This window comes from Pseudomonas sp. ANT_J12 (genome assembly GCF_008370045.1).
In the GTDB taxonomy this organism is placed as follows: domain Bacteria; phylum Pseudomonadota; class Gammaproteobacteria; order Pseudomonadales; family Pseudomonadaceae; genus Aquipseudomonas.
Genome location: NZ_VOBN01000004.1, coordinates 199373 through 225736, shown reverse-complemented (window position 1 = coordinate 225736; position 26364 = coordinate 199373). Strand labels below are relative to the sequence as shown.

General features: G+C 52.9%; 14 protein-coding genes and 10 pseudogenes. 20 read left to right on the top strand and 4 right to left on the bottom strand.

The features are described 5' to 3' along the window. Positions 1–700 precede the first annotated feature (700 nt). From tssI to FQ192_RS11725, 19 genes and pseudogenes are all read left to right on the top strand, one after another. The gene (gene tssI / locus FQ192_RS11815; protein WP_149658784.1) at positions 701–2533 is read left to right on the top strand and encodes a type VI secretion system tip protein TssI/VgrG; all 1833 of its coding nucleotides are present in this window, start codon (positions 701–703) and stop codon (positions 2531–2533) included. Positions 2534–2560: 27 nt separating this feature from the next. Beyond that, positions 2561–3154, top strand: coding sequence for a DcrB-related protein (locus tag FQ192_RS11810; protein ID WP_149658783.1), 594 nt, complete (start codon positions 2561–2563; stop codon positions 3152–3154). After that, complete coding sequence (locus FQ192_RS11805; protein WP_149658782.1) at positions 3151–4383, top strand: PAAR domain-containing protein; 1233 nt, start codon at positions 3151–3153, stop codon at positions 4381–4383. The genes FQ192_RS11810 and FQ192_RS11805 overlap by 4 nt, the downstream gene beginning before the upstream one ends. A 13-nt stretch (positions 4384–4396) precedes the next feature. After that, positions 4397–5083: a hypothetical protein gene (locus tag FQ192_RS11800; protein ID WP_149658781.1), complete on the top strand. Its 687-nt coding sequence runs from the start codon at positions 4397–4399 to the stop codon at positions 5081–5083. Positions 5084–5217: 134 nt separating this feature from the next. Continuing rightward, positions 5218–6015, top strand: a pseudogene (locus FQ192_RS34995) (type IV secretion protein Rhs); the annotation flags it as partial. A 130-nt stretch (positions 6016–6145) separates the two neighbouring features. Then, positions 6146–7183: pseudogene (locus FQ192_RS34990) on the top strand (RHS repeat-associated core domain-containing protein); the annotation flags it as partial. Positions 7184–7187: 4 nt separating this feature from the next. After that, complete coding sequence (locus tag FQ192_RS11780) at positions 7188–7799, top strand: hypothetical protein (protein WP_149658780.1); 612 nt, start codon at positions 7188–7190, stop codon at positions 7797–7799. Positions 7800–7960: 161 nt separating this feature from the next. Beyond that, a pseudogene (locus tag FQ192_RS11775) lies at positions 7961–11752 on the top strand (RHS repeat-associated core domain-containing protein); the annotation flags it as partial. A gap of 13 nt (positions 11753–11765) precedes the next feature. After that, positions 11766–12257, top strand: coding sequence for an SMI1/KNR4 family protein (locus FQ192_RS11770; RefSeq protein WP_149658778.1), 492 nt, complete (start codon positions 11766–11768; stop codon positions 12255–12257). 155 nt (positions 12258–12412) lie between these two features. Then, positions 12413–13264, top strand: a pseudogene (locus tag FQ192_RS11765) (RHS repeat domain-containing protein); the annotation flags it as partial. Positions 13265–13466: 202 nt separating this feature from the next. After that, positions 13467–14289, top strand: a pseudogene (locus tag FQ192_RS34405) (RHS repeat-associated core domain-containing protein); the annotation flags it as partial. Positions 14290–14300: 11 nt separating this feature from the next. Continuing rightward, a complete protein-coding gene (locus FQ192_RS11755) occupies positions 14301–14894 on the top strand; it encodes an SMI1/KNR4 family protein (RefSeq protein WP_149658777.1) in 594 nt (197 codons plus the stop codon). A 185-nt stretch (positions 14895–15079) separates the two neighbouring features. After that, positions 15080–15280, top strand: a pseudogene (locus FQ192_RS34985) (hypothetical protein); the annotation flags it as partial. Between the two features lie 3 nt (positions 15281–15283). Beyond that, positions 15284–15568 (top strand): annotated as a pseudogene (locus FQ192_RS34400) (DcrB-related protein); the annotation flags it as partial. Then, complete coding sequence (locus FQ192_RS11745; protein ID WP_149658776.1) at positions 15565–16788, top strand: PAAR domain-containing protein; 1224 nt, start codon at positions 15565–15567, stop codon at positions 16786–16788. The pseudogene FQ192_RS34400 and the gene FQ192_RS11745, both read left to right, overlap by 4 nt. A gap of 10 nt (positions 16789–16798) precedes the next feature. Continuing rightward, a complete protein-coding gene (locus FQ192_RS11740; protein WP_149658775.1) occupies positions 16799–17521 on the top strand; it encodes a hypothetical protein in 723 nt (240 codons plus the stop codon). Between the two features lie 135 nt (positions 17522–17656). Next, positions 17657–19420 (top strand): annotated as a pseudogene (locus FQ192_RS11735) (RHS repeat-associated core domain-containing protein); the annotation flags it as partial. A gap of 427 nt (positions 19421–19847) precedes the next feature. Further along, positions 19848–20327, top strand: coding sequence for a hypothetical protein (locus FQ192_RS11730; protein WP_256672264.1), 480 nt, complete (start codon positions 19848–19850; stop codon positions 20325–20327). Between the two features lie 97 nt (positions 20328–20424). Then, positions 20425–21267 (top strand): annotated as a pseudogene (locus tag FQ192_RS11725) (type IV secretion protein Rhs); the annotation flags it as partial. On the opposite strand, the pseudogene FQ192_RS11720 reads toward FQ192_RS11725, so the two are convergent. Both FQ192_RS11720 and FQ192_RS11715 read right to left on the bottom strand, forming a co-directional pair. After that, positions 21247–22453, bottom strand: a pseudogene (locus FQ192_RS11720) (IS3 family transposase); the annotation flags it as partial. The pseudogenes FQ192_RS11725 and FQ192_RS11720 sit on opposite strands and share 21 nt — an antisense overlap. An 81-nt stretch (positions 22454–22534) precedes the next feature. Next, the gene (locus FQ192_RS11715; protein ID WP_149658773.1) at positions 22535–22801 is read right to left on the bottom strand and encodes a hypothetical protein; all 267 of its coding nucleotides are present in this window, start codon (positions 22799–22801) and stop codon (positions 22535–22537) included. A gap of 522 nt (positions 22802–23323) precedes the next feature. Between FQ192_RS11715 and FQ192_RS11710 the strand changes: the two genes are divergently transcribed. Continuing rightward, positions 23324–23554: a hypothetical protein gene (locus FQ192_RS11710; protein WP_045060682.1), complete on the top strand. Its 231-nt coding sequence runs from the start codon at positions 23324–23326 to the stop codon at positions 23552–23554. A gap of 539 nt (positions 23555–24093) precedes the next feature. Here FQ192_RS11710 and FQ192_RS11700 read toward each other — a convergent pair. Both FQ192_RS11700 and FQ192_RS11695 read right to left on the bottom strand, forming a co-directional pair. Further along, positions 24094–25107: an isocitrate dehydrogenase gene (locus tag FQ192_RS11700; protein WP_149658771.1), complete on the bottom strand. Its 1014-nt coding sequence runs from the start codon at positions 25105–25107 to the stop codon at positions 24094–24096. 343 nt (positions 25108–25450) lie between these two features. Beyond that, on the bottom strand, positions 25451–26212 hold the full coding sequence (locus FQ192_RS11695) for a YoaK family protein (protein WP_149658770.1): 762 nt from the start codon (positions 26210–26212) through the stop codon (positions 25451–25453). Positions 26213–26364 lie beyond the last annotated feature (152 nt).

The following is a 26364-nucleotide window of genomic DNA, read 5'->3' as shown; positions in this document are numbered from 1 at the left end:
ACACATCACTGCCCTTGGGTGGAAGAAGCTTCCCTGTCGCTACGTTTTAAGTGTCGGATATTCGACTCTTATGCGTGAGCCGCGATACTGGCCATTAGCCGCAGTCTAGACCGCACTACGGGTAATAAAATTCAATGTGGATCCCATTTTTATTATTCACGTTACACCCGGCAATGATGTCAATGAGGCACTAGTCGCTTTTTAATAGCACCTAATTCTCGTTCCTCGTTGATATATCGGCGTTTCTACGGTGCTGAATGGGCTCATAAATATTTTTCAAACTTTCCTGATGGACGAGTTCGCGTCTGGAGATCGCTGTGCAAGGCCGGTTCCGGGTTGACACGGTGCAGGGCGAAGGTGTTTCCTTTGCTGCTTTCGAAGCGCCGTTATGCTGCTCAGACTGTGACCGTTCTCTCAATTTTGCGTGGTTAGTGGCACTTTCGCACTGCGCCACGGTCGCAGTACCAGACTTTGAATCCCGTTTTCAGAAATCTTCTACGGTCTCAAAAGTATGACGGGTAAAAGCTTGTAGGCAGTTTCATACAAAGTTTCGGGTATTTAGGTCTGCCATCTCACAAGGCGGCGGGTTGTTTCCCTGATCCATGATGTTGCAATCGGGTTTTGACCCTCTTGTCAGATTCGTTATGCGCAGTGGCTGGCGAGGACGGTAGCGTTCTCCACTGCTTTCAAGGAGATACACATGTTGATGGACCTTGCCGCGATGCTTTCGCCGCAGAATCGGCGCCTGTTCAAATTCACGAACCTTGCCAATCCCGACCAGCAATTATTGCTTGAGTCCTTCAAGGGAACTGAAGGTCTGTCACGTGCCTATAACTTCGAATTGCTGCTGGTGTGCCAGGATTCGGAGGTTGAGCTCAAGTCGATGATGGGCCAGCACGTGGTGCTGGAGATCGAGCTGGCCGAGGCGGGCCCACGGTATCTGTCGGGTTACCTGACACGCTTCGCCAGTATCGGCAGTGACGGCGGCATGGCCCGCTACACCGCGACGCTGAACCCCTGGTTCTCGATGCTGAAAAACCGTTTCGACACCCGCATCTTCCAGGGCTGCACCGTCGAAGACGTAGTGACTCAGGTGTTCGCCTTATGCACTGCGTTTTCCCGGCATGAATTCCGCCTGAGCAAGCCGCTCAAAAAGTACACCTACATCACCCAATACCGCGAAACCGATTTCAACTTTGTCCAGCGCCTGCTGGAAGAAGAGGGGATGTTCTACTACTTCGAGCACACTGCCGAAGGCCACGTCATGATCATCTGCGACGACTCCACCACGCTGGTGCCGTTGCCTGAGCAGCCACAGATTCGCTATCACACCGCTTCGGTCACCGAGACTGCCGACTCCATTACCCAATGGAGCGGCAATCGCCAATTGCAGTCCGGAAAGATCGCTGTCCAGACCTTCGATTACCGCCAGCCAACCAATCGCCTGCCGGTCACCATGAAGAGCCTGAACAAGCAGGGCGATGTCGAAGATTTCGAGATCTACGATTTCCCCGGCCAGTACACCCACGGCACGTACGACGAAGGTGAGACGCTGGTCCGGTTGCGCGTTGAAGCGCTGGAGCTGAAAGGCAAAAGCTTTCAAGGCGCGAGTAACTGCCGCGCGATGAAACCCGGCTACACCTTCGAACTGCTGCAGCATTACGACCACGATCAAGGCTCGGCCGACGATCGCCAGTTTCTGCTGATGAGCGTCGAAAGCGAAGGCCACAACAACTACCTCAACGGGTACCCGGCGAGTTACTACAACACCTTCTCCTGCGTGCGCAAAAAGATCGTGTTCCGCCCCCAACTGACCACACCGCGCCCGACCATTTCCGGTCCGCAAACCGCCATCGTTGTCGGCCCGCCGGGCGAGGAAATCTTCACCGACGAACTCGGCCGCGTGAAAGTGCAATTCCACTGGGACCGCAAAGGCGAGCACAACGACAAGAGTTCGTGCTGGGTCCGCGTGGCCCAATCCGGAGCCAGCGGCGGCTTCGGCAGCATTCTGATTCCGCGGGTCGGCGATGAAGTCGTCGTGGTCTTTCTGGACGGCAACCCTGATCGTCCGTTGATCATGGGCAGCCTCTATAACAGCCAGAACACACCGCCGTGGTCACTGCCGGCGAACAAGACGCAGAGCGGGTTTTTGACGCGGTCGGTTAACGGGAAGGGCGCCAATGCTAACTTTTTCCGCTTTGAAGACAAGACAGGTGCCGAGCAAGTTAGCCTTCACGCCGAACGTAACCTGGATACCGAGATTGAGGCTGACGAAAGCCACACGGTCGGTGGCAATCGCGAAATCAAAGTCGACGGGAAACACACCGAGACGATCAAGCTTGAAACCAGTATCGCGGTTAAGGAAGGGTCCTATTACGTCACCGTTGATAGCGGCGAAGTGAAGATCAAGGCAGCGACATCAATCACGCTTGAAGTGGGTGCCAGCAAATTGGTCATGAAAGCGGATGGCACCATCACGCTATCTGGCGTGAACATCGACGTTGTTGGCAGCACGAAAATCAACCTTAACTAATTAGTCCGACGGACAAGGAATTCCCGTATGCGCCGGAATATTTACGACCGCCTTTCTGAACGGCGTATTCGAGAGCAAGAGCAAGCGCGTGTCGAGCAGGAGATTGCTGATGCGGTGCCACCGCCTCCTGAGCGTTTTCATACCAATGAGTTGAGTTTTGTTCGACCGACCAATCTCAAAGACAAAACTTTTCACGTATTCACTCTGACGGACATAGGGCCAAGCCCTTTCTCCTTGGTGGTTGGGCGTTCACAAGTTGAATTAGGCTCCGATCTTGAGACCATGGCCCAACAATTACTGGGTGAACTGAAAAAGTCCTTGTCACATGTCGAATGGATCGAACCGGTTACACCAGTAAAGGTCGCGGGCGTAGATGCGCGGCGTGTCGAATTTCGCTGGAGGCAACAGGGGCAACCAGTTCATCAGCTGCAATTGATTTTTTTGCATCAAGATGAACATCAACAGCCATTGCTCATGCAAATAACGGGGACCAGCAACAACCCGAAAGGCATGACTTCCGAAGAGCGCCGTCAGTTTGACGCATTGGTTGAGACGCTTGAGTTGCGCTCCCCACCTGAAATCGACATGGAGGAGATCGTCGACGAGGTTTTGCCTTCATGAGCGAAGCCGCGGCGCGCCTGGACGACCCGATTGAGCATTCGAGCGCGTTAGGTGGGCTGTTAGCCGGGCTTGCGATTGGCGCTGGTGCAGTGTTGGTAGGTATTGCCATTGTCGGCACAGGCGGCTTGGGTGCAGTCGCACTGTGTGCGATGGTCGGCGCCGGGGCCGCGACCGGTGCGGGAATAGGGCAATTGTTCGGTAGCCTCTCATTTGCCAGGCATGGTGCAGGACAAATCAAGACGGGCTCTGGAAATGTCTTTATCAATAGTAAAGCCGCCGCTAGAGCTCACGTAGATACCGCCGTGTGTGACCAGCATGGCCCCGCTCCTCAAATTCTGGCGCAGGGTAGCGACTCTGTTTATATCAATGGCCAGCCTGCTGCGCGTGTTGGAGATAGAACCGTATGTGACGGCAAGATCAGCGCTGGTTCTGGGAACGTTTTTATTGGCGGCGGGACTGAGACTACGGATGCAATTGATCCAGAAGTTCCTGAGTGGTTAGAACGAGCAGTTCTTATCGTCGGTTTGGCCAGTGCTTTTGTGTTGGCAAGCCCGGTAATCGTAATCGCAGGCCTTGTCGGTGGGATCGCGGGTGGGTTGGCGGGGAACTGGGCTGGTGGTGAACTTTTTGGTCAAGGTTCAAATGGCCAGAAGCTCATGGCGTTTGGTGGTGCGTTGCTTGGGGGTGGGCTGGGGGCGAAAGGCGGGAAGTGGTTTGATGCGCGGTATGAAGTTAAGGTTCAGGGGTTGGGGTCGAATCTTGGGAATGTGAAGATTGTTAAAAAACCTATCTTACCTGCGAAGACTGATAAAGTATCTCCTGAGCTTTATAAAGATCTAAGAGCTAAGACTCCCAGCGCAGCAATACGGAAAGCTGTAAACAAAGATGTAGTTCTTCCAATGAAGGATCCAGCTCTTCCAGGTTTGCAAGTGACTAAATCTTTGCACGCAGATCATATCGTGCCAATGAAGACCATAACGGAGATGAATGGCTTCTCTAAGCTAACCTTTACTGATCAAATTAAAGTTCTAAATTATGAAAAAAACTTCCAAGGGTTAAGTGAGGTAGCAAACACATCAAAAGGGGCTAAGTCCTTCGGCGAGTGGGTGAGTTACAAAAAAGGTGGAATTGATGTTGATCCGGCGTTTAGATCTAGTATGATCGACAAAGCTGCCAAGCTGGAACCTGAGATCCAGCAGCATATTGTCAATTTGTTGTCAGGGTATTAGTGGGGTGCGTTATATGAAAAATATTGATGACCTTAAGAAAAGAATCGCTGAAGAACTTCAAGGCTACAACATTTATTTTTCCCCTGAGAGCGTTCCAGAAAGTATTGAGTTTCCAGTTGCGTGGAGAAATTTTGGCTTTGTGGACGGTAAAAGCTCTCGTATTCCCGATACGTGGGATCTCTTTGCAGAGCGCTTGCCGTGGGTAACCTCTTGGTTGGATAAGTGTGTTTTAGGAACTTTTTTGGCTGTTAGTGATAAGCCTTATTTGTTGTATGTTTATTGTGAAGATGATGAGCTTAATTTTTATATTGGAGGTGTTCCGATTGAGGGTGATGGCGTTTGGAGTGGGAAGCTTGCCTATTTGAATGGCGATTTGAAGCAGTTTTATCGTACTTTACATGATGGCTTCGGTTTTTACATCGGTTGCACTATGGGGCCGTCGCGCGCAGAAGACTTTGTGTGGATAGAGGATCTGTGCGATGAAGCCATACCTAGCTTACCGACCTTAGTAGGCTTTTTTTCAAGCGGTGCTGGTGACTATTTAGCTGTTGAACTGAAATCCTCGGCTGATGAAGCTTATATTTGGTGGCATGAAAAACCAGAGTTCCCAGATAAAAATATAAATATGTGGGATGTTATGGATGCTTGGATGTCTATTTTTCTAGAGAACTCTGACTCTAACGAGATTATGTACGTTTAGTTTGTTCACTGCGCTGCTTATATCGATGGGCTAGTTGGTGGTGACGTGAACTGTGGTTTTTAACCAAGTATGATGCTGACAAAAATTTAGACTTCGTACGACGAAATTATTATGTTTACAACGACTGCCAGCCCCCAGTCGACGTCACCGATGCCCTGAACCAGACCACCACCCTGGAACGCAAACCCGACGGCGAAGTGCTGCGCATCCAGCACCCGGACGGCAGCGCCGAGTCGTTTACCTACAACGCCCTCGGCCAGGTGCTGACGCACACCGACGGCAAAGGCCAGACCACGCGCCTGCTGCGCACCGCCCGCGGCCTGCCGAGCAGCCGCCAGGACGCCAAGGGCCAACGCATCCGCTACGAATACGACCAGGCCATCCGCCTGACGGCGCTGGTCAACGAGAACAACGCGGCTTACCAGTTTGCCTACGACGCGTCCGATCGCCTGATCGAAGAAAAACGCATCGACAACCTGACCCGCCAGTTCAGCTACAACATCGGCGGGCACCTGACGCGAGTCGACGAAATCGGCTACGGCGAACGCGCCGAACGCCCACAGCGCACCACGGAATTTGAGCGCGACCCCATCGGCCGACTGTTGGCTAAACTCAACGCCGATGCCCGCCAGGACTACACCTACGACGACGCAGACCGCTTGCTCACCATCGAGCGCCTGCCCACCGCCCACGGCAAGAAGCTCGGCGTCAGCGAAGAGACACTCGATTTCTCCTACGACCTGCTGGGTCGCCTGATCAAAGAGACCACCCCACAAGGCGCTCTGTCCTACGACTACGATCCGCTGAGTAACCTCACCACGCTGACCCTGCCCACCGGTCAACACCTGAACCACCTGTACTACGGCAGCGGCCACCTGCACCAGCTCAACCTCGACGGCCAACTCATCAGCGACCTGGAACGCGATGACCTGCACCGCGAGGTGTTGCGTATACACCGTGACCTTGCCGCTCTCGTCAGGTGCTGACGCAAACCGACGGCAAAGGCCAGAACACGCGTCTGTTGCGCACCTCCCGTGGCCTACCAAGCATCCGTAAGACGACCTGCACCGCGAAGTCCTGCGCACCCAAGGCCAGCTCACCAGTTGCTTCGGCTACGACGCCATGGGTCGCAAAGCCTGGCAGTTCGCCTCGACCTCGCCAGCGGAAAAGCTCTCGCAACTCCACAACCCCGGCATCCAGCCCGAACTGCTGGTGGAGCACGCCTACAACCCGATCCACCGCCGCCACCAATACGACCCCGCCGGTGAACTGACCCGCACCCTCGACAAATTGCGCGGCGAGATCAAGTACGAGTACGAGGCCAACGGCCAACTGCACAGCCGTGACACCGGCAAGTTGGTGGACAGCGAGGAGTTCAGGTACGACGCGGCGGCGAACCGGCTGAACTTCAACACCAGTCAGTTTGATCACGTGAAGGACAACCGGCTCAAGCAGTGGCGGGATCAGGAATATGCCTACGATGCGTGGGGCTCGGTAGAAAAGCTGGAAGTGAACGAAGTCGAACAGAATCTGCGGTTTCAGGGGCAGTATTTCGACGACGAGACGGGGCTGCACTACAACACGTATCGGTATTACGATCCGGAGGTGGGGCGGTTTGTTACGCAGGATCCGATTGGTTTGTTGGGGGGGGGTAATCTCTATCAATATGCACCCAATACCACTGGTTGGATTGACCCGTTTGGCCTATGCAAAAGTTCTGCAAGTGGTGTTAAAGGCACAAATAAAGTACGGCATGATCTTGAACGAAATGGATATAAGGTGGTTTCGGAAGAGGTGACGATGAAAGTTAATGGCAGTGGGGTTCGTGCCGATATAGTCGCTCAAGATACACATGGGAATTATCACGTATTCGAGGTTAAGCATGGTTCTGGTGGACTCACTAAGAATCAAAAAGCCGCTGGAGTCTATGATATGTCAAGTCCTGCCAACACTACGCAGCATCTGGGTGGTGGGACCATAAAACAATCGCAAGGCACAGCAGGCACATTCAAAGTTGATACTAAAGGTAAACCTGGTAAATCCTTAGGCGGCAAAGGCGCCGTTCATAATGCTACGTTCAATGTTTTGAAATATGGGTGATTTTATGAGTAAAGAAGATAGGGTTTATTTTGAGAGTGAGCTGCTAAAAGATCTGAAGGATCTTGAATGGCCTGGCTTGTCGATTAAGGCGGTAAAGGGAGGGGTTAAATTTCGCTGGGAAAAAAAATTAGTAGCTGAGCTTGATTTTCAGTATTTGGTAAATTCGAATGCATATGTCCTGAATGGCATGGTCTTCGGGGGGCCTGTTTTTGACTGTTCTTCTGAGGTCAATCCTCCTTATAAAAGCAATTTGGGTAGTGTTGCGTGTTTCTCATTTGCAACATCAGGAAGGCAAGATAAAAAATTCGGCACAAGTATATATGGCACCATAAGTGCTCCTAAGCGAGAGGATGCTGGTGCGATATGTGCGCATATCCGGCGCGCGCTTGAAAGCCACTATATCCCCCTCATGGCAGGGTGCATACTGCCAAGCGCCCGGACTATTGATGATGTGCTGGCATCTCCGACTGACTATGCATATCCCGCGTTGTTTATTCATTGTGCTGTTGCCTATAATTCAGAAATCATCAGCAGCGAAAATCTTGAGAAGGTGAAGTTAAATAAAAAGATAATTAAGAATAAAGATTTTGATTTGGGGCTTTTGAGCAGCTTGTAGTATTGTTGGCTGTACATTAGTTTAGGTGTTGGCACTACTGAAAGTTGAGAGTGTCAGCTCGAGTACTTTCTGCATTCGTTTTGGGTTTGCTCTTTAATAATTTAATTAAAAGTGGTTGCGAGGTTCGCGCAGCCACTTACCCCGCTATGAACGGAGACCCTTCTGGCAACGTATTCATTGGCGGTGGCACCCACCGCTATCTGCCGGTAGACGACGAAATTCCCGGCTGGCTACGAACCACGGTCGATATCCTAATGGCAGTCGCCGGTGCGGCGGGCGGTATCGCTCAATTGATCAAGGCAGGGACGCAGGCCGGCATGAAAGCCATCATGCCCTGCGTGTTGAAATTCACCGCCGGCTTCGTCGCCGGTGAGGTGGCCAGCCGTTACGTGATCGGGCCGGCCATCGAGCGTGCGGTCGGTGGTCTGATGGGCAACCCTGTTGACGCCACCACTGGGCGCAAGGTCATTCCTGACGAAACCGACTTCAGCCTCCCGGGCCTGATGCCCATCGAATGGTCACGCTTCTATGCCAGCGACCTGACCGTCGACAGCGTGCTCGGCCGGGGCTGGGTATTGCCCTGGGAACAAAGCCTGCGTCGCAGTGGCAACTTCGTTTACCTGACCGACAACCAGGGGCGCAGTGTGCCGTTTGTGGACGTGCCGCCGGGGGGCCGCATCTACAATCCTCACGAGCAGGTCTATCTGGTTTGCACCGAAGGCGGTCACTACCTGCTGCAAACCCTCGACAACATCTTCTTCTACTTCGGCGAAGTACCGGACGACAACGCCCCCGTACCGCTGCAACGCATCGAAAACGCCCTCGGCCATTTCCTGCATTTCACCCATACGGTCGAAGGCACGCTCACCGACATCAGCGCCACCGGCGGCGTACGTGTTCACCTGCACTACGACAACCCGTTGGGTCGCCTGACCGATGTCAAACGCGTCGTCGACAACCAGGCCGTCGAAACCCTGGTGCAATATCGCTACGACGACAATGGCCAGCTCATCGAGGTGATCAATCGCAATAACGATTCGGTCCGCCGCTTCAGCTACGCCGACGGCGTCATGGCCAGCCACAGCAATGCCCTGGGTCTGAGCTGCCATTACCGCTGGCAAACCATTGATGACCAACCCCGTGTGGTGGAGCACTGGACCAGCGACGGCGAACACTATCACTTGCGCTACGACTTCAAGCAGCGCACTTCCTGGGCCACTGACGCGCTGGGACGTGAGCTGGAAATTCACTACAACGAAGATCGTCGCGTCATCGCCAGTCGTGATGTCGGCGGTGAACGCTACGGCATCGACCTCGATGAGGCTGGCAACATGACCGGCCTGACGCTGCCCGACGGCAATCAGCTGGCGTTCAAGTACGATGACTTTTCCCGTTTGATCGAAGAAACCGACCCACTGGGCCGCAAGATCAAATACAAGTACCACCTCAGCACCACGCTGGTCACCGAGACCACCTTCCTCGACGGCAGCACCTGGAAAGCCCGCTACGACGCCAAGGGCAACCTCATCGCTGAAGTCGACGCGCTGGGCAACAAAACCGAATACCTCAACAGCGACGACGGTCTGCCGCACACCATCATCGACGCCACGCACAAGTCAAAATACCTGTGGTGGAACACCCTGGCCCAGGTCGAACGTTTTCAGGATTGCTCGGGCAAAAACACCCATTACCGCTTCGACGAGCGCCACCACCTGATCGCCGTCACCGACACGCTGAACCAGACCACCACCCTGGAACGCAAACCCGACGGCGAAGTGCTGCGCATCCAGCACCCGGACGGCAGCGCCGAGTCCTTCACCTACAACGCCCTCGGCCAAGTGCTGACGCACACCGACGGCAAAGGCCAGACCACGCGTCTATTGCGCACTGCTCGCGGTTTGCCAAGCAGCCGCCAGGACGCCAAGGGCCAGCGCATCCGCTACGAATACGACCAGGCCATTCGCCTGACCGCGCTGGTCAACGAAAACAACGCGGCTTACCAGTTTGCCTATGACGCGTCCGACCGGTTGGTTGAAGAAAAACGCATCGACAACCTGACCCGCCAGTTCAGCTACAACCTTGGCGGGCATCTGACACATGTCAACGAAATTGGCTACGGTGAGCGCGCTGAACGCCCACAACGACAGACCGAATTCGAACGCGATTCCATCGGCCGCCTACTGGCCAAACTCAATGCCGATGCCCGCCAGGACTACACCTACGACGACGCAGACCGCTTGCTGTCCATCGAGCGCCTGCCTACCGCTAACGGCAAGAAACTCGGCGTCAGCGAAGAAACACTGGAATTCTCCTACGACTTGCTGGGCCGTATGGTCAAGGAGACCACCCCACAAGGCGCGCTGTCCTACGACTACGATCCGCTGAGCAACCGGACCACGCTGACCCTGCCCACCGGTCAACACCTGAACCACCTGTACTACGGCAGCGGCCACCTGCACCAGCTCAACCTCGACGGCCAACTGATCAGCGACATGGAACGCGACGACCTGCACCGCGAAGTGCTGCGCACTCAGGGCACGCTCACTAGCTGCTTCGGCTACGACGCCATGGGCCGCAAGGCCTGGCAATTCGCCTCGACCTTGCAGGCGGAAAAACTCTCGCAACTGCACAACCCCGGCATCCAGCCCGACCTGCTGGTGGAGCACGCCTACAACCCGATCCACCGCCGTCACCAATACGACCCGGCCGGCGAACTGACCCGCACCCTCGACAAACTGCGCGGCGAAATCAAGTACGACTACGAAGCCAACGGCCAACTGCACAGCCGTGATACCGGCAAGTTGGTGGACAGCGAGGAGTTCCGCTACGACGCGGCGGCGAACCGGTTGAACTTCAACACCAGCCAGTTTGATCACGTGAAAGACAACCGGATCAAGCAATGGCGGGATCAGGAATATACCTACGATGCGTGGGGCAACCTGATTGAAAAGCGTAGTGGGATGAGCCGGCTGCAGACGTTCAGTTACGACTGTGAAAATCGGTTGGTTAAAGCTGAGACCTTGGTGGGCGGCAAGCTGGAAAGTACCGGGGCTTATCGCTACGACAGTCTCGGACGACGTGTTGCCAAGGTGTCGGAGGTCAACGGGGTCACCGAGCAGAAGCATTTTCTGTGGCAGGGCTTGCGCATGTTGCGTGAGGAAACGCCGGGGCAGAGTAGCCTCTACATTTACGAGCCGGGTAGTTATGCGCCGTTGGCGCGGGTGGATCAGGCCGAGGGTGGGGAGCAGACGCTTTATTACTTCCATACCGACCAGATTGGTACGCCGTTGGAGATGACGGACCGGGAAGGGCAGATCGTCTGGCAGGCGACGTACAAAGCCTGGGGCGCCCTCGAAACGCTGGCGGTGAATGAGGTAGAGCAGAACCTGAGGTTCCAAGGGCAGTATTTTGATGATGAGACGGGGCTGCACTACAACACGTTTCGGTATTACGATCCGGAGGTGGGGCGGTTTGTTACGCAGGATCCGATTGGGTTAGACGGGGGTATTAACCTCTATCAGTACGCACCAAACGCTAATACATGGATTGACCCTTGGGGATGGGCATATAAAGGGGTTGATTTTACTGGGTCACCTGATTTGTTCCCCGTTTCGGGCAGTCAGAAGAATATTGTGAGCATCACGATGCAAGGTGCAAGGGGGCGAGATTTCACCCAAGCCTACAAAGAGGCAGGCATAAAAGCGTCTGCGGCAGATGATTATACTTGGCACCATGTTGATGATTTTGATCCGAAAACTGGTAAAACCACTATGCAATTGGTGAAAACAACGGCACACGAAGCAACCTTCCCACATGGTGGATCTGTTGCGCAATTTGAAAAACACTTCGGTTTACCTTCCGGAGCGTACGGTACTACTGATGCTGTGGGCGTTTCTCAATCTAAAGGATGGCTTAAAGGGCGCGCACCTAAGCTTGCTTCATCGACTTGTTAAATAGGAGTTTTAAATGGTTTTAATTCAACTGTCTAAATCTGAGCCGGCTATTGATATATCTGACTTGGAGTTTCTAGAGAGTAGTATCGGGTATTCGTTGCCGGAGCCCTTTAGAAAATTTTATCTGGGACAAAATGGTGGGGTCGCAGATAAAGATTGGTGGGACAGCGGTGATGAATACGAGCCTGTAAGAGTAAAGAAATTCAAATCAGTCGCAAAATTCGGTGCGGATGACGCTGCAGACACAAAATTTCTGGGTGGTTGCTATGCGGCTATGACCTTAAAAAATGTTATTCCGCAAACCCTGCTTCCTTTTGCTATTGACGATGGAGGAAACTTTTTTTGCTTAGATTTAACTGATGGAAATATTTGCTTTTATGCCAATGATATATTTGATCCAAACAGTAGTTTTTCCACCAATCATGCCAAGGCTTATCGATGGCTCGCGAGTTCTTTCCAGGATTTTATAGAAGGATTGAAAGATGAGTCGGACGTTGATATTTAAATAATATTTGATTCGTTCAGGGAGTTGTTGGTTGATTTGCATTTCAGGCTCCAAGAACCTTAATCTATCGGTTGGGGGATACGTCGTAACGGTGAAGTGTTCGCGCCTTGAGTAATTGGCTTAGCCGGATTCTAACGCATATCGATGCTGACAGCGGCAAGAAGCTAGGGGGCGACGACGAGACACTTGAATTCTCCTACGACTTGCAGGGCCGCTTGATCAAAGAGATCACGCCTCAAGGCGCCTTGTCTTACGACTACGATCCGCTGAGCAACCTGACCACGCTGACCCTGCCGACTGGTCAGCACCTGAACCACCTGTATTACGGCAGCGGCCACCTGCACCAGCTCAACCTCGACGGCCAGCTCATCAGCGATATGGAACGCGACGACCTGCACCGCGAAGTCCTGCGCACCCAGGGCCAGCTCACCAGCTGCTACGGCTACGACGCCATGGGCCGCAAAGCCTGGCAATTCGCCTCGAGCCTGCCGGCGGAAAAACTCTCGCAACTGCACAACCCCGGCATCCAGCCCGAGCTGCTGGTGGAGCACGCCTACAACCCGATCCACCGCCGTCACCAATACGACCCGGCCGGCGAACTGACCCGCACCCTCGACAAGTTGCGCGGCGAGATCAAGTACGACTACGAAGCCAACGGTCAACTGCACAGCCGTGATACCGGCAAGCTGGTGGACAGTGAAGAGTTCAGGTACGACGCGGCGGCGAATCGCCTGAACTTCAACACCAGTCAGTTTGATCACGTCAAAGACAACCGGATCAAGCAGTGGCGGGATCAGGAATATACCTACGATGCGTGGGGCAACCTGATTGAGAAGCGCAGTGGAATGAACCGGCTGCAGACGTTCAGTTATGACGCTGAGAATCGACTGGTCAAGGCTGAAACGTTGGTCAACGGCAAGCTGGAAAGTAGGGGCGCCTATCGCTATGACAGCCTGGGACGGCGTGTGGCCAAGGTGTCAGCGGTCAACGGGGTTAAAAGGTCTTCGATTAAATATCCAGAAAATTTGCTAAAAGACTTTTCAGTTACAGTGTTTTCTGATCTTTTAAGTTATTTCACAATTGATTAGATCAAGTGCCTGCCAAGTAGTTTGCTGACTTCCGATGGTGTGAGCCAGAGTGCCAACGGCCGGCTCATCTATTTCGCCTGCGATGCTATGGATTGTCTGATCGGAAACCCTCCCATAAGAATTCCTGTGGCAAGGCCTGCGCATGCTGCGTGAAGAGGCGCCTGGGCAGAGCATTCTGTATGTCTATGAGCTGGCGGTTACGCGCCGCTGGCCGTGTTGATCAAAGCGAAAGGGAAGAGCTGAAGCTTTACTACTTCCACACCGAGCAGATCGGCACGCCGCTGGAAATGACTGACGCTGACGGAAGCATTGTCTGGCAAGCGACGTACAAGGCGTGGGTTCCATCGAAACGCTGGCGGTGAACGAGGTTGAGCAGAATCTGAGGTTTCAGGGGCAGTACTTCGACGACAAAACGGGGCTGCGCTACAATACTTTTTCGGCATTACGATCCGGAGCTGGGGCGGTTTATTACGCAGGATCCGATTGGACTGGTGGGTGGGGATAACCTATACCAATATGCTCCAAACTCTATCGGCTGGATTGACCCTTGGGGCTGGAGTTGCAACCGTCCGGGCGGCGATAAGGCTGGTGATGTTGATACTCACGGTAACTTGTCACCCGGCGTTAACAAAGCGTCGGGTCAAAAGAATATTTCGGAAGATAAACTCGTGCAGTCGCAGCACTTTATCCAAGATGAGTGGGCAAAAAGAAACGTTACTGGATACAAGAGAAATGATGCACCTGCTGTTCTTCTGATAAATTCCTCAGGTAAGTCTCATGCTGTTGTCTCATCCCTTCAGCGAACTAGGCGTTGGCTTTCTGGATTTGATGGGACTATCAAGGAGGAGTTTGGAACAGCATGCAAAGAACTACTTGATGCAGGTGTTAATTCTGATGCAGCTAAAAAGTCGCAAGCAAGTCATACAAATATTTTGATTTGCTAGGGGGCGTTTGAATGACTATAAAATATACAGAAACAAAACACGCCGCATCAGCGAAATCCTTAGCTTACATTATACAAGCGCTCGGAGTAGATAGAGGCGCCTGGATTGTAAAATTTTGGTCACGCTACGACGGTGCATTGCTTAATGATCAAGTTTTGTTGTACCCAACAAATGACATGGTTGAACGCAATCAAACGTATGAAATAGGCGTCAATTTTCCAGAGCAGGTTTTGATAGGCGATGACTCTGGAGGCAGACTTATTTTAATTGATAAAGCTATTTCAGATGTTTTCTATCTAATCGATTCTGGTGATCCACTCTTAGAGGATGCCGTGATATTTCATTCGATTGACGAGCTGATTGATAATATTTCTGACGAGGAAACTGATCTGTCGGCTACGTTTAATATAGTGGCTAGTGCGAGCGGCAAACCAACTCCACAAGAAATGCTGGCTATCAAGAAAGGGCTGGGATTAAGTTTTTCAATAACAGATCTGAAGGAGAAGCTTGAGAAGAGAAATGAGATAATTCTATCGGATGTTAAGATTGTTAAATATGAAGCGATAGTGATGGCGTACAACCATCTAATTCGGTTTGACTCATAGTGAGTGCGAATTGATGATTTTATAAGTTGATTGCAGTATGAGGAGTGTGAGTTTGTAGCCTAAAGTATTGTGTACTGGACTGTTTTTTCCATAAGTGCGTGCTACGCCATTTTGTTCTTTAATAATTCGAGTTCGGGAGTGGCGGTGAGTATTTTTCTGCCACTCTCAACATCCTTGCCGATTAGCCCCACGGCAGCACCTGGAAAGCCCGCTACGACGCCAAGGGCAACCTCATCGCCGAAGTCGATGCGTTGGGCAACAAAACCGAATACCTCAACAGCGATGACGGCCTGCCGCACACCCTCATCGACGCCACCCAAAAGTCCAAATACCTGTGGTGGAACACCCAGGCGCAGGTCGAACGCTTCCAGGATTGCTCGGGCAAAAGGATCGAACCGGTCACACCTGTAAAGGTCGCGGGCGTAGATGCGCGGCGTGTCGAATTTCGCTGGAGGCAACAGGGGCAACCAGTTCATCAGCTGCAATTGATTTTTCTGCATCAAGATGAACATCAACAGCCATTGCTCATGCAAATAACGGGGACCAGTAACAACCCGAAAGGCATGACTTCCGAAGAGCGCCGTCAGTTTGACGCATTGGTTGAGACGCTTGAGTTGCGCTCCCCACCTGAAATCGACATGGAGGAGATCGTCGACGAGGTTTTGCCTTCATGAGCGAAGCCGCGGCGCGCCTGGACGACCCGATTGAGCATTCGAGCGCGTTAGGTGGGCTGTTAGCCGGGCTTGCGATTGGCGCTGGTGCAGTGTTGGTAGGTATTGCCATTGTCGGCACAGGCGGCTTGGGTGCAGTCGCACTGTGTGCGATGGTCGGCGCCGGGGCCGCGACCGGTGCGGGAATAGGGCAATTGTTCGGTAGCCTCTCATTTGCCAGGCATGGTGCAGGACAAATCAAGACGGGCTCTGGAAATGTCTTTATCAATAGTAAAGCCGCCGCTAGAGCTCACGTAGATACCGCCGTGTGTGACCAGCATGGCCCCGCTCCTCAAATTCTGGCGCAGGGTAGCGACTCTGTTTATATCAATGGCCAGCCTGCTGCGCGTGTTGGAGATAGAACCGTATGTGACGGCAAGATCAGTGCTGGTTCTGGGAACGTTTTTATTGGTGGCGGGACTGAGACTACGGATGCAATTGATCCAGAAGTTCCTGAGTGGTTAGAACGAGCAGTTCTTATCGTCGGTTTGGCCAGTGCTTTTGTGTTGGCAAGCCCGGTAATCGTAATCGCAGGCCTTGTCGGTGGGATCGCGGGTGGGTTGGCGGGGAACTGGGCTGGCGGTGAACTTTTTGGTCAAGGTTCAAATGGCCAGAAGCTCATGGCGTTTGGTGGTGCGTTGCTTGGGGGCGGACTGGGGGCGAAAGGCGGGAAGTGGTTTGATGCGCGGTATGAGGTTAAGGTTCAGGGGTTGGGGTCGAATCTTGGGAATGTGAAGATTATTCCAAAAAATACTCCAGTATCGGAGCCTTTGCCTCCAAAGCCGCCAACACGTGGCCCTGACGGTCGGTTTCTCAAGAGTTCTGAAAACCCTGTCCAGTTTAATCGAAAGTCTCAATATCCAAGTAGTTACCGTGCCGGAGTTAAGGATAAGGTTTTAGATGCGCATACTATTCAAGATGGACCGGATGCGGGTAAAATCATCACAGCTGACCTAGATGTTGTCCCAAGAACGGATTCGCGAATAACAATTGAGCATAATAAGCCGGTTGTTGAGCATTGGAATGAGCAGGGTTATAATTCTTCACGGTCTGCGCGCAATGACTTTTACAATAACTCGGAAAATATGAGCATTCGTCTTCGTTCCGCAAATAGTTCGGATGGGGGAAAGATGGCTGCGGATGGTGTTAGATACAGGCAGGATGTGGGTCCTGACTTTGACTGAGAGGTTTATTATGTTTTCTAAACAAGATTTGTTAGGGGCTTTTGCAGTAGTCGATGAAGATGATTCTGGGCACTATTTCTTCCAGCACAATTTACCAAAAACTACGTACTGGTATTGCCTAAAAAGTAGTGCCGATCAGGATGTCTTAATCGTTTCCGAAGATGTAAATGATCGTCAATTTGCGACTGCTGTGCTAGATCAGTCACCAGAAGTGCTTTTTAAGGATAAACCAACGCTATTCAAGATATCAGAAAATGTGTATGGCTTCACTCATGCATTTGCAGTACCTAATAACTATCATGGTAGTTTAAAAGGCAATCTGGATTCAAAGCGGGATAAATTATTTCTTTGTGTTCCGATATTTAGGTGTGAGTTTTCTGGGGGTGAAACCGAGAAAGAATTCAAGGATATGGCTCAGCGTATGCTTCCAGTTTTTAAATGGAAGAGGGATGTGTATCCAAAATTAAGAGTCTACTTTGATAATCCCAAGACGGGAGCAGGAACTTACGAGGCCGGTGCGTTATTAAAAATTAAGACGCTGGTTGCTGAGGTTGAAAATTTGAATGGCGTAATAAGTGGGTTTGTTGAAATAACAAACTATAAGGGCGACGTAATTGAAATCTTATCGCCCGCTAAAGATGAGTATAAATTAATAAGAAATCGATCTGTCGAAGAGGTGATGGATTTTTGTGGCGTTGCGGAAAAACTCTTTGTCTTTTCTAAGGGTGAATGATTTTCTCAGTGTGAAATCTTGATGGTTTTTTAGCATGCCTTACAGAATAGGGTGCGACTTTTCTATACGTGTCTGGTTTGAGTCGAGGGAGCGGCTCCAAGCTTTCTTGGTGGTGTAAGCTGGTAAAAAAAGTCGGGCAGCGCCGAGTCGTTTACCTACAACACCCTCGGCCAGGTCCTGACGCACACCGACGGCAAAGGCCAGACCACGCGCCTACTGCGCACCGCTCGCGGCCTGCCGAGCAGCCGCCAGGACGCCAAAGGCCAGCGCATCCGCTACGAATACGACCAGGCCATCCGCCTGACCGCGCTGGTCAACGAAAACAACGCGGCTTACCAGTTTGCCTATGACGCGTCCGACCGGTTGGTTGAAGAAAAACGCATCGACAACCTGACTCGACGTTTCGCGTACAACGTGGGCGGGCATCTGACTCAGGTTGAGGAAACCGGCTACGGCGAACGGGCCGAACGCCCACAGCGCACCACGGAATTTGAGCGCGACGCCATCGGCCGACTGTTGGCCAAGCTCAACGCCGATGCCCGTCAGGCTTACACCTACGACGACGCAGACCGCTTGCTCACCATCGAGCGCCTGCCCACCGCCCACGGCAAGAAGCTCGGCGTCAGCGAAGAGACACTCGATTTCTCCTACGACCTGCTGGGCCGCCTGATCAAGGAAACCACGCCGCAAGGCGCTCTGTCCTACGACTACGATCCGCTGAGCAACCTGACCACGCTGACCCTGCCCACCGGCCAACACCTGAACCACCTGTATTACGGCAGCGGCCACCTGCACCAACTCAACCTCGACGGCCAACTGATCAGCGACATGGAACGCGATGACCTGCACCGCGAGGTGTTACGCACCCAGGGCACGCTCACCAGTTGTTTTGGCTATGACGCGATGGGCCGCAAAGCCGGGCAATTTGCCTCGACGTTGCCGGCAGAGAAACTCTCGCAGATTCTCAATCCCGGCATCCAGCCTGAGCTGTTGGTAGAACACGCCTACAACCCGATTCACCGCCGTCACCAATACGATCCTGCCGGCGAACTCATCCGCACCCTCGACAAACTGCGCGGCGAGATCAAGTACGAGTACGAAGCCAACGGCCAGTTGCACAGCCGTGATACCGGCAAGTTGGTGGACAGTGAAGAGTTCCGCTACGACGCGGCGGCGAACCGGTTGAACTTCAACACCAGTCAGTTTGATCACTTGAAGGACAACCGGCTCAAGCAGTGGCGGGATCAGGAATATGCCTACGATGCGTGGGGCAACCTGATTGAAAAGCGTAGTGGGATGAGCCGGCTGCAGACGTTCAGCTATGACAGTGAGAATCGACTGGTCAAGGCTGAAACGTTGGTGGGCGGGAAGCTGGAAAGCAGCGGCGACTATCGCTATGACAGCCTGGGGCGTCGTGTGGCCAAGGTGTCAGCGGTCAACGGCGTCACCGAACAGAAGCATTTTCTGTGGCAAGGCTTGCGCATGCTGCGCGAGGAAACGCCGGGGCAGAGCAGCCTGTACATTTACGAGCCAGGGAGCTATGCACCTTTAGCCAGAGTCGATCAGAGCGAAGGAGAAGAACAGAAGCTTTACTACTTTCATACCGACCAGATTGGTACGCCGTTAGAGATGACTGACCGGGAAGGGCAGATCGTCTGGCAGGCGACGTACAAGGCGTGGGGCTCGCTGGAGCGGTTGGACGTCAACGAAGTCGAACAGAATCTGCGCTTTCAGGGGCAGTATTTCGACGACGAGACGGGGCTGCACTACAACACGTTTCGGTATTACGATCCGGAGGTGGGGCGGTTTGTTAAGCAGGATCCGATTGGGTTGAATGGAGGGGATAACCTCTATCAATATGGTAGTAATCCGTTAGGTTGGATAGATCCATTAGGATTAGATGTACATCACTCCATTAACGGGTAGTTCATGATGCAAACAAGATTGCCTCTACGGGAGGGGGAAATAACGGCCAAACAGGCGCAGATACTGAAAGGTAATCTACCTGTCGTTCAACGACGCACTGTATTTCAGAACCAGATGGCGAGAAAAGAATTTGTAGGGAGTCAGAATTATTTGATGAAGCAATGGGAGGCAAGTACCGGTAGAGTTTGGCCATCGGGTACAACTCCTCACCACATCATTTCTTTAGAAAGTGGTGGAGCGAACAAGTGGTGGAACCTGATGCCGACACACGGTGCGCTACCTAATTATTCTTTGCCAGGAATCCCAGGTCCACACGCGGCCGGCGGCGTTCTTCGGAGTACGATTCAACAAGGAAGAAAGGCTCTGCCACCTGGAACAATAACTGATATGAGATTTTAGTATGATTGATATTGATGAAGAGCTCATAAAAATCGAAAGAGGTGATTTTTTCTCAAATATGGGAACTGCCGGCTTAACGGATAGCGCGTTAATATATATAGGAGACGTCCGAAAGGTTTTCGTGGAACCGTCGATGTCTGAGTTCGAGGGGTACTATGATGATGTCGAATGGCTGCCTACCTCTCCAACCCAGCCAGATCCTTTTTATAATTTGCCAAAGCCGCCTTCCGATCTTGTCGCTATGCGAATGAAGGTAAATAAGGCGGTAATGGCTGCTACCAAAAATCTTGATAAAAATAAATTTACGTGTGCTCCGCATGATTTTAGCCATGCGGCAAGAAATGGTGTGTGTTTCGCCTTTAGGCAATATGTGTCTGAAGAGTATTATGGTTTGGACGATAAGTGGGGAACGATAGTGGAGCTGTATTATAAAGGCCATTGGCCCGTTGGCTTTTGTAAGGGTAAGTTGGTCGTTATTTGAGTCTTGGAAGTGTAGGGTGTTCTGATCTTTGCCAGCAATAAATATTTTTTTATAGTGGTGTCTGATGTGCTCTTTAATAATGTGAACAATTAAATAATACCGGTGGTGGAATACCCTGGCCCAAGTCGAACGTTTCCAGGATTGCTCGGGCAAAAGCACCCATTACCGTTTCGACGAACGCCATCACTTGATCGCCATCACCGATGCCCTGAACCAGACCACCACCCTGGAACGCTAACCCGACGGCGAAGTGCTGCGCATCCAGCACCCGGACGGCAGCGCCGAGTCGTTTACCTACAACGCCCTCGGCCAGGTCCTGACGCACACCGACGGTAAGGGCCAGACCACGCGTCTATTGCGCACTGCTCGCGGTTGCCGAGCAGCCGCCAGGACGCCAAAGGCCAGCGCATCCGCTATGAATACGACCAGGCCATCCGCCTGACCGCGCTGGTCAACGAGAACAACGCGGCTTACCAGTTTGCCTACGACGCGTCCGATCGTTTGATCGAAGAAAAACGCATCGACAACCTGACCCGCCAGTTCAGCTACAACCTCGGCGGGCACCTGACGCGTGTCGACGAAATCGGCTACGGCGAACGCGGCGAACGGCCACAACGGCATACCGAGTTCGAGCGCGACCCGATCGGCCGCCTGCTGGCTAAACTCAACGCCGATGCCCGCCAGGACTACACCTACGACGACGCAGACCGCTTGCTCACCATCGAGCGCCTGCCTACCGCCAACGGCAAGAAACTCGGCGTCAGCGAAGAGACACTCGATTTCTCCTACGACCTGTTGGGCCGCCTGATCAAAGAGACGCACGCCGCAAGGCGCTCTGTCCTACGACTACGATCCGCTGAGCAACCTGACCACGCTGACCCTGCCGACTGGTCAGCATTTGAATCACCTGTATTACGGCAGCGGCCAAGCGCCTGAACTCCCTCGGCGAGCGATAGTTCAAAGCGCTGTGCGGATGCTGCTCGTTGTAATGTTCGAAGGCAATTGCCAAGTTACGCAGCGCCGTTTCTCGATCCGGCTTGGGCATGTGCGCCACGTAATCACGCTTGATCGTCTTCACGAAGCTCTCGGCCATGCCATTACTCTGTGGGCTACGCACCGGGGTGGTCACCGGCTGCAAGCCGATCTGTGGAGCAAACAGGCGCGTCTGTTCGGCGGTGTAGGCCGAACCGTTATCGCTGAGCCACTGCACCGGCGTTGCAGGCCGTTGATCACCGAAGCGCTTCTCCACACTTTCCAGCATCAAGTCGCGGATGTCATCGCCGCTGTACCCGGTCGGGCTCGCGACCCAGCCGATCGCTTCGCGATCACAGCAGTCCAGGGCGAAGGTCACGCTCAGTTTGGCGCCGTCCTCGCAGCGGAACTCAAAGCCGTCCGAGCACCAACGCGTATCGCTGGTTTCCACGGCAATACGGCCTTCGTGCCGACGCGGCACGCCGGGCTGTTTGATCCGGCGTTCAAGCAGCAAATTGTGATCACGCATGACCCGGTAAACCCGCTTCACGTTGATCGCGGGCAGCGACCGCTTTTCAAGTGCACGACGCAGCAATCCCCAGACCCGACGGTAGCCATAGCTGGGCAGCTCGCTGACCTGTTGCTGGATTTCGACCACCAGCGCAGTATCGTCCACAGGCCTGCTTCGCCGTACTTTGGGCGATACCGATTGCTTGATTCGAACCGTTAATTGCGAGCGCGCTACACCGAGACATTTACTGACCAGCTTCACTGGTCGTCCCCCGGCAACAAGGGTGAGTGCGCAATCCATTTTCGCGACCGGGCGATCTCCACGGCCTCTTTGAGGATTTCGGCTGCCATCGTTTTCTTGCCCAGCATCCGTTGCAGTTCACGGATCTGCTTGAGCGCATCGCTCAGCTCGGAGGCCGGCACCACGGCTTCGCCTGCACTGACCGCCGACAGGCGCCGTCCTGATACAGCTTGCGCCACAGGAATAACTGGTTGGCATTGATGCCGTTGCGTCGAGCGACCCCCGACACACTTTGTCCTGGCTCAAGGCTCTCGCGAACCATGGCCAGCTTTTGCTCTGGGCTCCAGCGGCGCCGCCGCTCCTGCCCCAAAAGCTCCCCACTCTTATCGTTGCTGTTAGTCATAAACATAACCGTTTGCCTATCCCTTATCGTAAGGGGGAAACGGTGTCCTGTCTTTCATGGGGCTCGTTCACAGGAAACCCTCTATTCAGTTTTTAGTGTTGATACAAAGGTAGCCAGCAAAGGATCTTTTTCAGCATTTTGCTTGTGCCTGCCGATGAAAATCCACTCGTCCTCTGTCCAAAGAATTCGTGTTGTTTTAGGTGCTTTGCAGTCAAAAACAACCTGATAGATTTTTGTTTCTCGCTGCTGGACGACGACGCATTGCTCAAGGCAAACCAACAATCGCTGCCCAGGCTCGAGTGTCGGCACATTGAGCGGGACACACATCTTAATTTCTGTTTTTCGCATGATGACTTTCGTCCTTAAAATTCAGAAACCGTACGCGGTAAATCAAAAGTAAAGGCGATCCGTTGCGGCGTGGGACTCATCTCATGTCTTTGAACATGACGTCCTATGTGCACTTCGAGGTGCAATCATCACGGTGAAGTAAGTCACTTTGAACCCGTACAGGCAATTACTTCCAGGGTGTGGAGCTGATAGCTCATTGCTGATCGTGAGTGCTTTTTGGGTTCGGTTTTGTTCTCGATCTGGCCGTCAGAGCGTTATCACTTGACGCTTACCCGCAAGGTTGTGGGCTTTCAGAGTCAAAGCATTGGGTGGGAGCGCTAAGACCGGGGCACCTCGTAGAGTACGGTGGTTCTGTTCACGACTAGCCTTCGAGGGGGCATATGTGCATACTATTATCATGCAGTGATAATATAAAGGCAATCTGCTCGACCTTGCCTCAGGCAGGACCGACGTTTTTTGCTCAACTGCAGGGAGGCAAAATCACGCATGAGAACAGAAAGATGTGAGCGCTTGGAGAGCTGCATGAAACGTGAGGACGTAAAAATCAAACACGCTGAAGGCATTCAGTTTGACACCCATTTAATTGCCAATCCGGCCAACACCCAGGAGTGGATCGCCTTCTTTAAAAAGGAAGCAGGAAGAAGCTTTTTCCTGGTCAATGACAATGAAGAAATTGAACCCTTCCGACACCTTGATGATTTGATTCATGAGCTGCGTGAAATCGGTATCAAGGTGGCTGAAATTCATTTTTGAATTCTTTTTTCTTGGAGTGTCGTCATGTCTGTCAGGGTCGAACATCTGTCTAGTCAGAGTGAAGATCTATGGTCCGTGTGTGTAGGTGCCCGGCGAATTCAGTTCCGCAATGAGCAGGGAGCGAAGGACTATGCGGCAAAGCTGAAAGAGCGTATCGAAGCTCCACATATATACCCGTATGCAGTGCCGGCAACCGGCAACAGAAACTGCAGTAAGTAATTAAATATGTTGCCCTTGTTTTATTATAAAGATTGAAACATAACAAAAATAACAAGATTCCCTGCTTGAGGGTGATGCAAGACTCGATGAGTTATAAGTCCCAATCAAAGGAGCACCAGGAAATTTTTTAATCGGGTGGCCTGTCTTCCTGTTGCGAAGGGGCGCCAGTGATTCCTGGGCGATTTTGCCTGTAGTCGGTGCTGATGAGTAACGATCTACCCACCTTAGGCATTTTAATTTCTCTTAAATCAAAGAGGGGTGGTAGGCGTGGCGCAGGATATAAAAACGCCAGCTCTGACTGAGCTGGCGATTACATCTATCTAGTCACGCAAGTAGGCCACCAAAGCGTCAGCGAAGGACTCAGTCGTTCCGGTTCCCCCCATATCCGGTGTCACCTGATCGCAGGCGGTTTTCAAAACAACGCGGATAGCGGTACGAATGCGTGTCCCCTTGTCCACCATGCCCAGATAATCAAGCATGTCCGCGGCAGCCAACAATAATGCACAAGGGTTCGCGATGTTCTTGCCCGCGATGTCCGGTGCCGAACCGTGGACCGCTTCGAAGATGGCCGCATCGGCGCCGATGTTAGACCCGGGCGCCAAGCCCAATCCACCCACCAGGCCTGCGCACAAGTCTGAAAGGATGTCACCAAACAGGTTGGTGGTGACAATGACATCGAATTGATGGGGGTTCATTACCAACTGCATGCAGGCGTTATCGACGATCATTTCGTGGAATTCGATTTCCGGATAATCCGCAGCGACCTCACGCGCAACCTCAAGAAACAAACCGGAGCAAGACTTTATTATGTTGGCCTTGTGCACCGCGGTCACTTTCTTGCGGCCTTTGCTACGAGCCAGCTCGAACGCGTATCGCACGATGCGTTCGGAGGCGGTGCGTGTTACGCGGATGCTCGCCAAAGCGACTTCGCCGTCTTCTGAAATACTCTGTCCTTCGGGTAAGTAAGCCCCCTCGGTATTTTCGCGCACTGTGATGATGTCGATATCTTCGAAGCGCGAACGGGTTCCCGGGAAACTGATCGCTGGTCGGACATTGGCGTAGAGGTCGAAATGGCGGCGAAGGTGAACGTTGATCGATGAGAATCCACGGCCAATCGGTGTCGTCAGAGGGCCCTTAAGTGCGATGCCATGTTTGGCGATCGTATCGATAGAGACGGGTGGCATCAGCTGTCCATGTTGCTGCAACGCCTCCAGGCCGGCCTCAACGAAGTCGTAGCGAAGATTGCAGTCAAGGGCGTCGAGTACGCGTAGCGTCGCTTGCATGATCTCGGGGCCGATGCCGTCGCCCTTGATGATTGCGATTGTTCTGCTCATGGTCTCTTCCTTAACAGTGCTTTGTCAGCCTGCTGTATTGATTGGGTCATTGAGACTGGTGTCACGAGTCTGCTGATAGGCATTGACTGTCTGACGGCTTTCGCCGCGCCAGTGTGCTGTGTTTCATCCTCCGCGCCGTGACTGCGCAGGTCATCGCGGATCAAATGACGGGTGTCCTGAGACGGATGTCAGCTCTCGCGCCGCACAGAACTGCTCGAGGACGCTGCTGTTACGGGGCGAGCAACCGGATCAAGCGTGCTGTCACTGCTCCACCGAATATGTGCATAACATTAACATACAATGGTAATGTTTGCGGTAGGCGCGCTCAGCAAAAGTCATTGGCTCACTTTCGCATGGCGCGGCGCACAAAAAGCCTGGCGTCATCAAAGGCAGGCACGATCGCCAGTGTCACCAGAACCATCGCGAGCGGTACCGTTGAGATGTAACCAATGTGCTTGAACCCAAATGCCCCCATCACGCCGCCAAAGAAAAAATTCAGCGCCAGCAGTATCAGTATTTTGAGCCGGGTCCGATTGGCGAGAACTTTTGGGTGTGTCGATGTGCTGGTGGCATTCCAGTAAAAGAGTTTTCCCAGCTCAATTCCGATGTCCGTGATGATGCCGGTGATGTGCGTCGTTCGGATTTCGGCTTTTGAAATTTTGGTGATCACCGCGTTTTGTAGCCCCATGATGAAGCACAGGAGCATCACGGTGACTGACACGAACAAACCATCCACGGTGGATAGTTGGGCGCCCAGAAAGCCAAAGCAGATAAGCAGAAAGGCCTCGACCAAAAGTGGCACTGCAAACTCACTGTGCATCCGTCTGCGTCGGGAGTAATTGACCATGACCGCAGAGCACGCAGCCCCCATCAGAAAAGACAACAATGCGCCGGCGCCACTAAGTACCAGGTCGTAGGCTCCCAGCACACTGTTGTCTGCCATCGAAGAGACGATGCCCGTCATGTGTGAGGTGTACTGATGCACAGCCAGGAAACCGCCAGCATTGATTGCTCCCGCGACGAAAGCCAGGGCAAACCCAAGATGTCGGTTTGCGGCGGTGGTGCGCCTTCGCCCGGTGAGGCTCCTGACATATTTGATCGGCATTTATTCACCCTTGTTTCAAGGGTATGAGGAGCAAAGAAGCCAGCCGATTATGCATATCTGATATCACCAGGTACCCGCGGTTTAGACGGGGCTGCTCGTTGAGTGTTGAAGCCGATGGCTGCCGTTTCTTCTGATCTGTGAACAGAGGATCG

Coding starts and splice junctions, on each gene's coding strand:
- FQ192_RS11780 (WP_149658780.1), top strand. CDS start 7,188: ATGAGTAAAGAAGATAGGGTTTATTTTGAGAGTGAGCTGCTAAAAGAT.
- FQ192_RS11700 (WP_149658771.1), bottom strand. CDS start 25,107: ATGAGCAGAACAATCGCAATCATCAAGGGCGACGGCATCGGCCCCGAG.
- FQ192_RS11805 (WP_149658782.1), top strand. CDS start 3,151: ATGAGCGAAGCCGCGGCGCGCCTGGACGACCCGATTGAGCATTCGAGC.
- FQ192_RS11810 (WP_149658783.1), top strand. CDS start 2,561: ATGCGCCGGAATATTTACGACCGCCTTTCTGAACGGCGTATTCGAGAG.
- tssI (WP_149658784.1), top strand. CDS start 701: ATGTTGATGGACCTTGCCGCGATGCTTTCGCCGCAGAATCGGCGCCTG.
- FQ192_RS11730 (WP_256672264.1), top strand. CDS start 19,848: ATGATTGATATTGATGAAGAGCTCATAAAAATCGAAAGAGGTGATTTT.
- FQ192_RS11715 (WP_149658773.1), bottom strand. CDS start 22,801: ATGCGAAAAACAGAAATTAAGATGTGTGTCCCGCTCAATGTGCCGACA.
- FQ192_RS11800 (WP_149658781.1), top strand. CDS start 4,397: ATGAAAAATATTGATGACCTTAAGAAAAGAATCGCTGAAGAACTTCAA.
- FQ192_RS11710 (WP_045060682.1), top strand. CDS start 23,324: ATGAAACGTGAGGACGTAAAAATCAAACACGCTGAAGGCATTCAGTTT.
- FQ192_RS11770 (WP_149658778.1), top strand. CDS start 11,766: ATGGTTTTAATTCAACTGTCTAAATCTGAGCCGGCTATTGATATATCT.
- FQ192_RS11755 (WP_149658777.1), top strand. CDS start 14,301: ATGACTATAAAATATACAGAAACAAAACACGCCGCATCAGCGAAATCC.
- FQ192_RS11740 (WP_149658775.1), top strand. CDS start 16,799: ATGTTTTCTAAACAAGATTTGTTAGGGGCTTTTGCAGTAGTCGATGAA.
- FQ192_RS11695 (WP_149658770.1), bottom strand. CDS start 26,212: ATGCCGATCAAATATGTCAGGAGCCTCACCGGGCGAAGGCGCACCACC.
- FQ192_RS11745 (WP_149658776.1), top strand. CDS start 15,565: ATGAGCGAAGCCGCGGCGCGCCTGGACGACCCGATTGAGCATTCGAGC.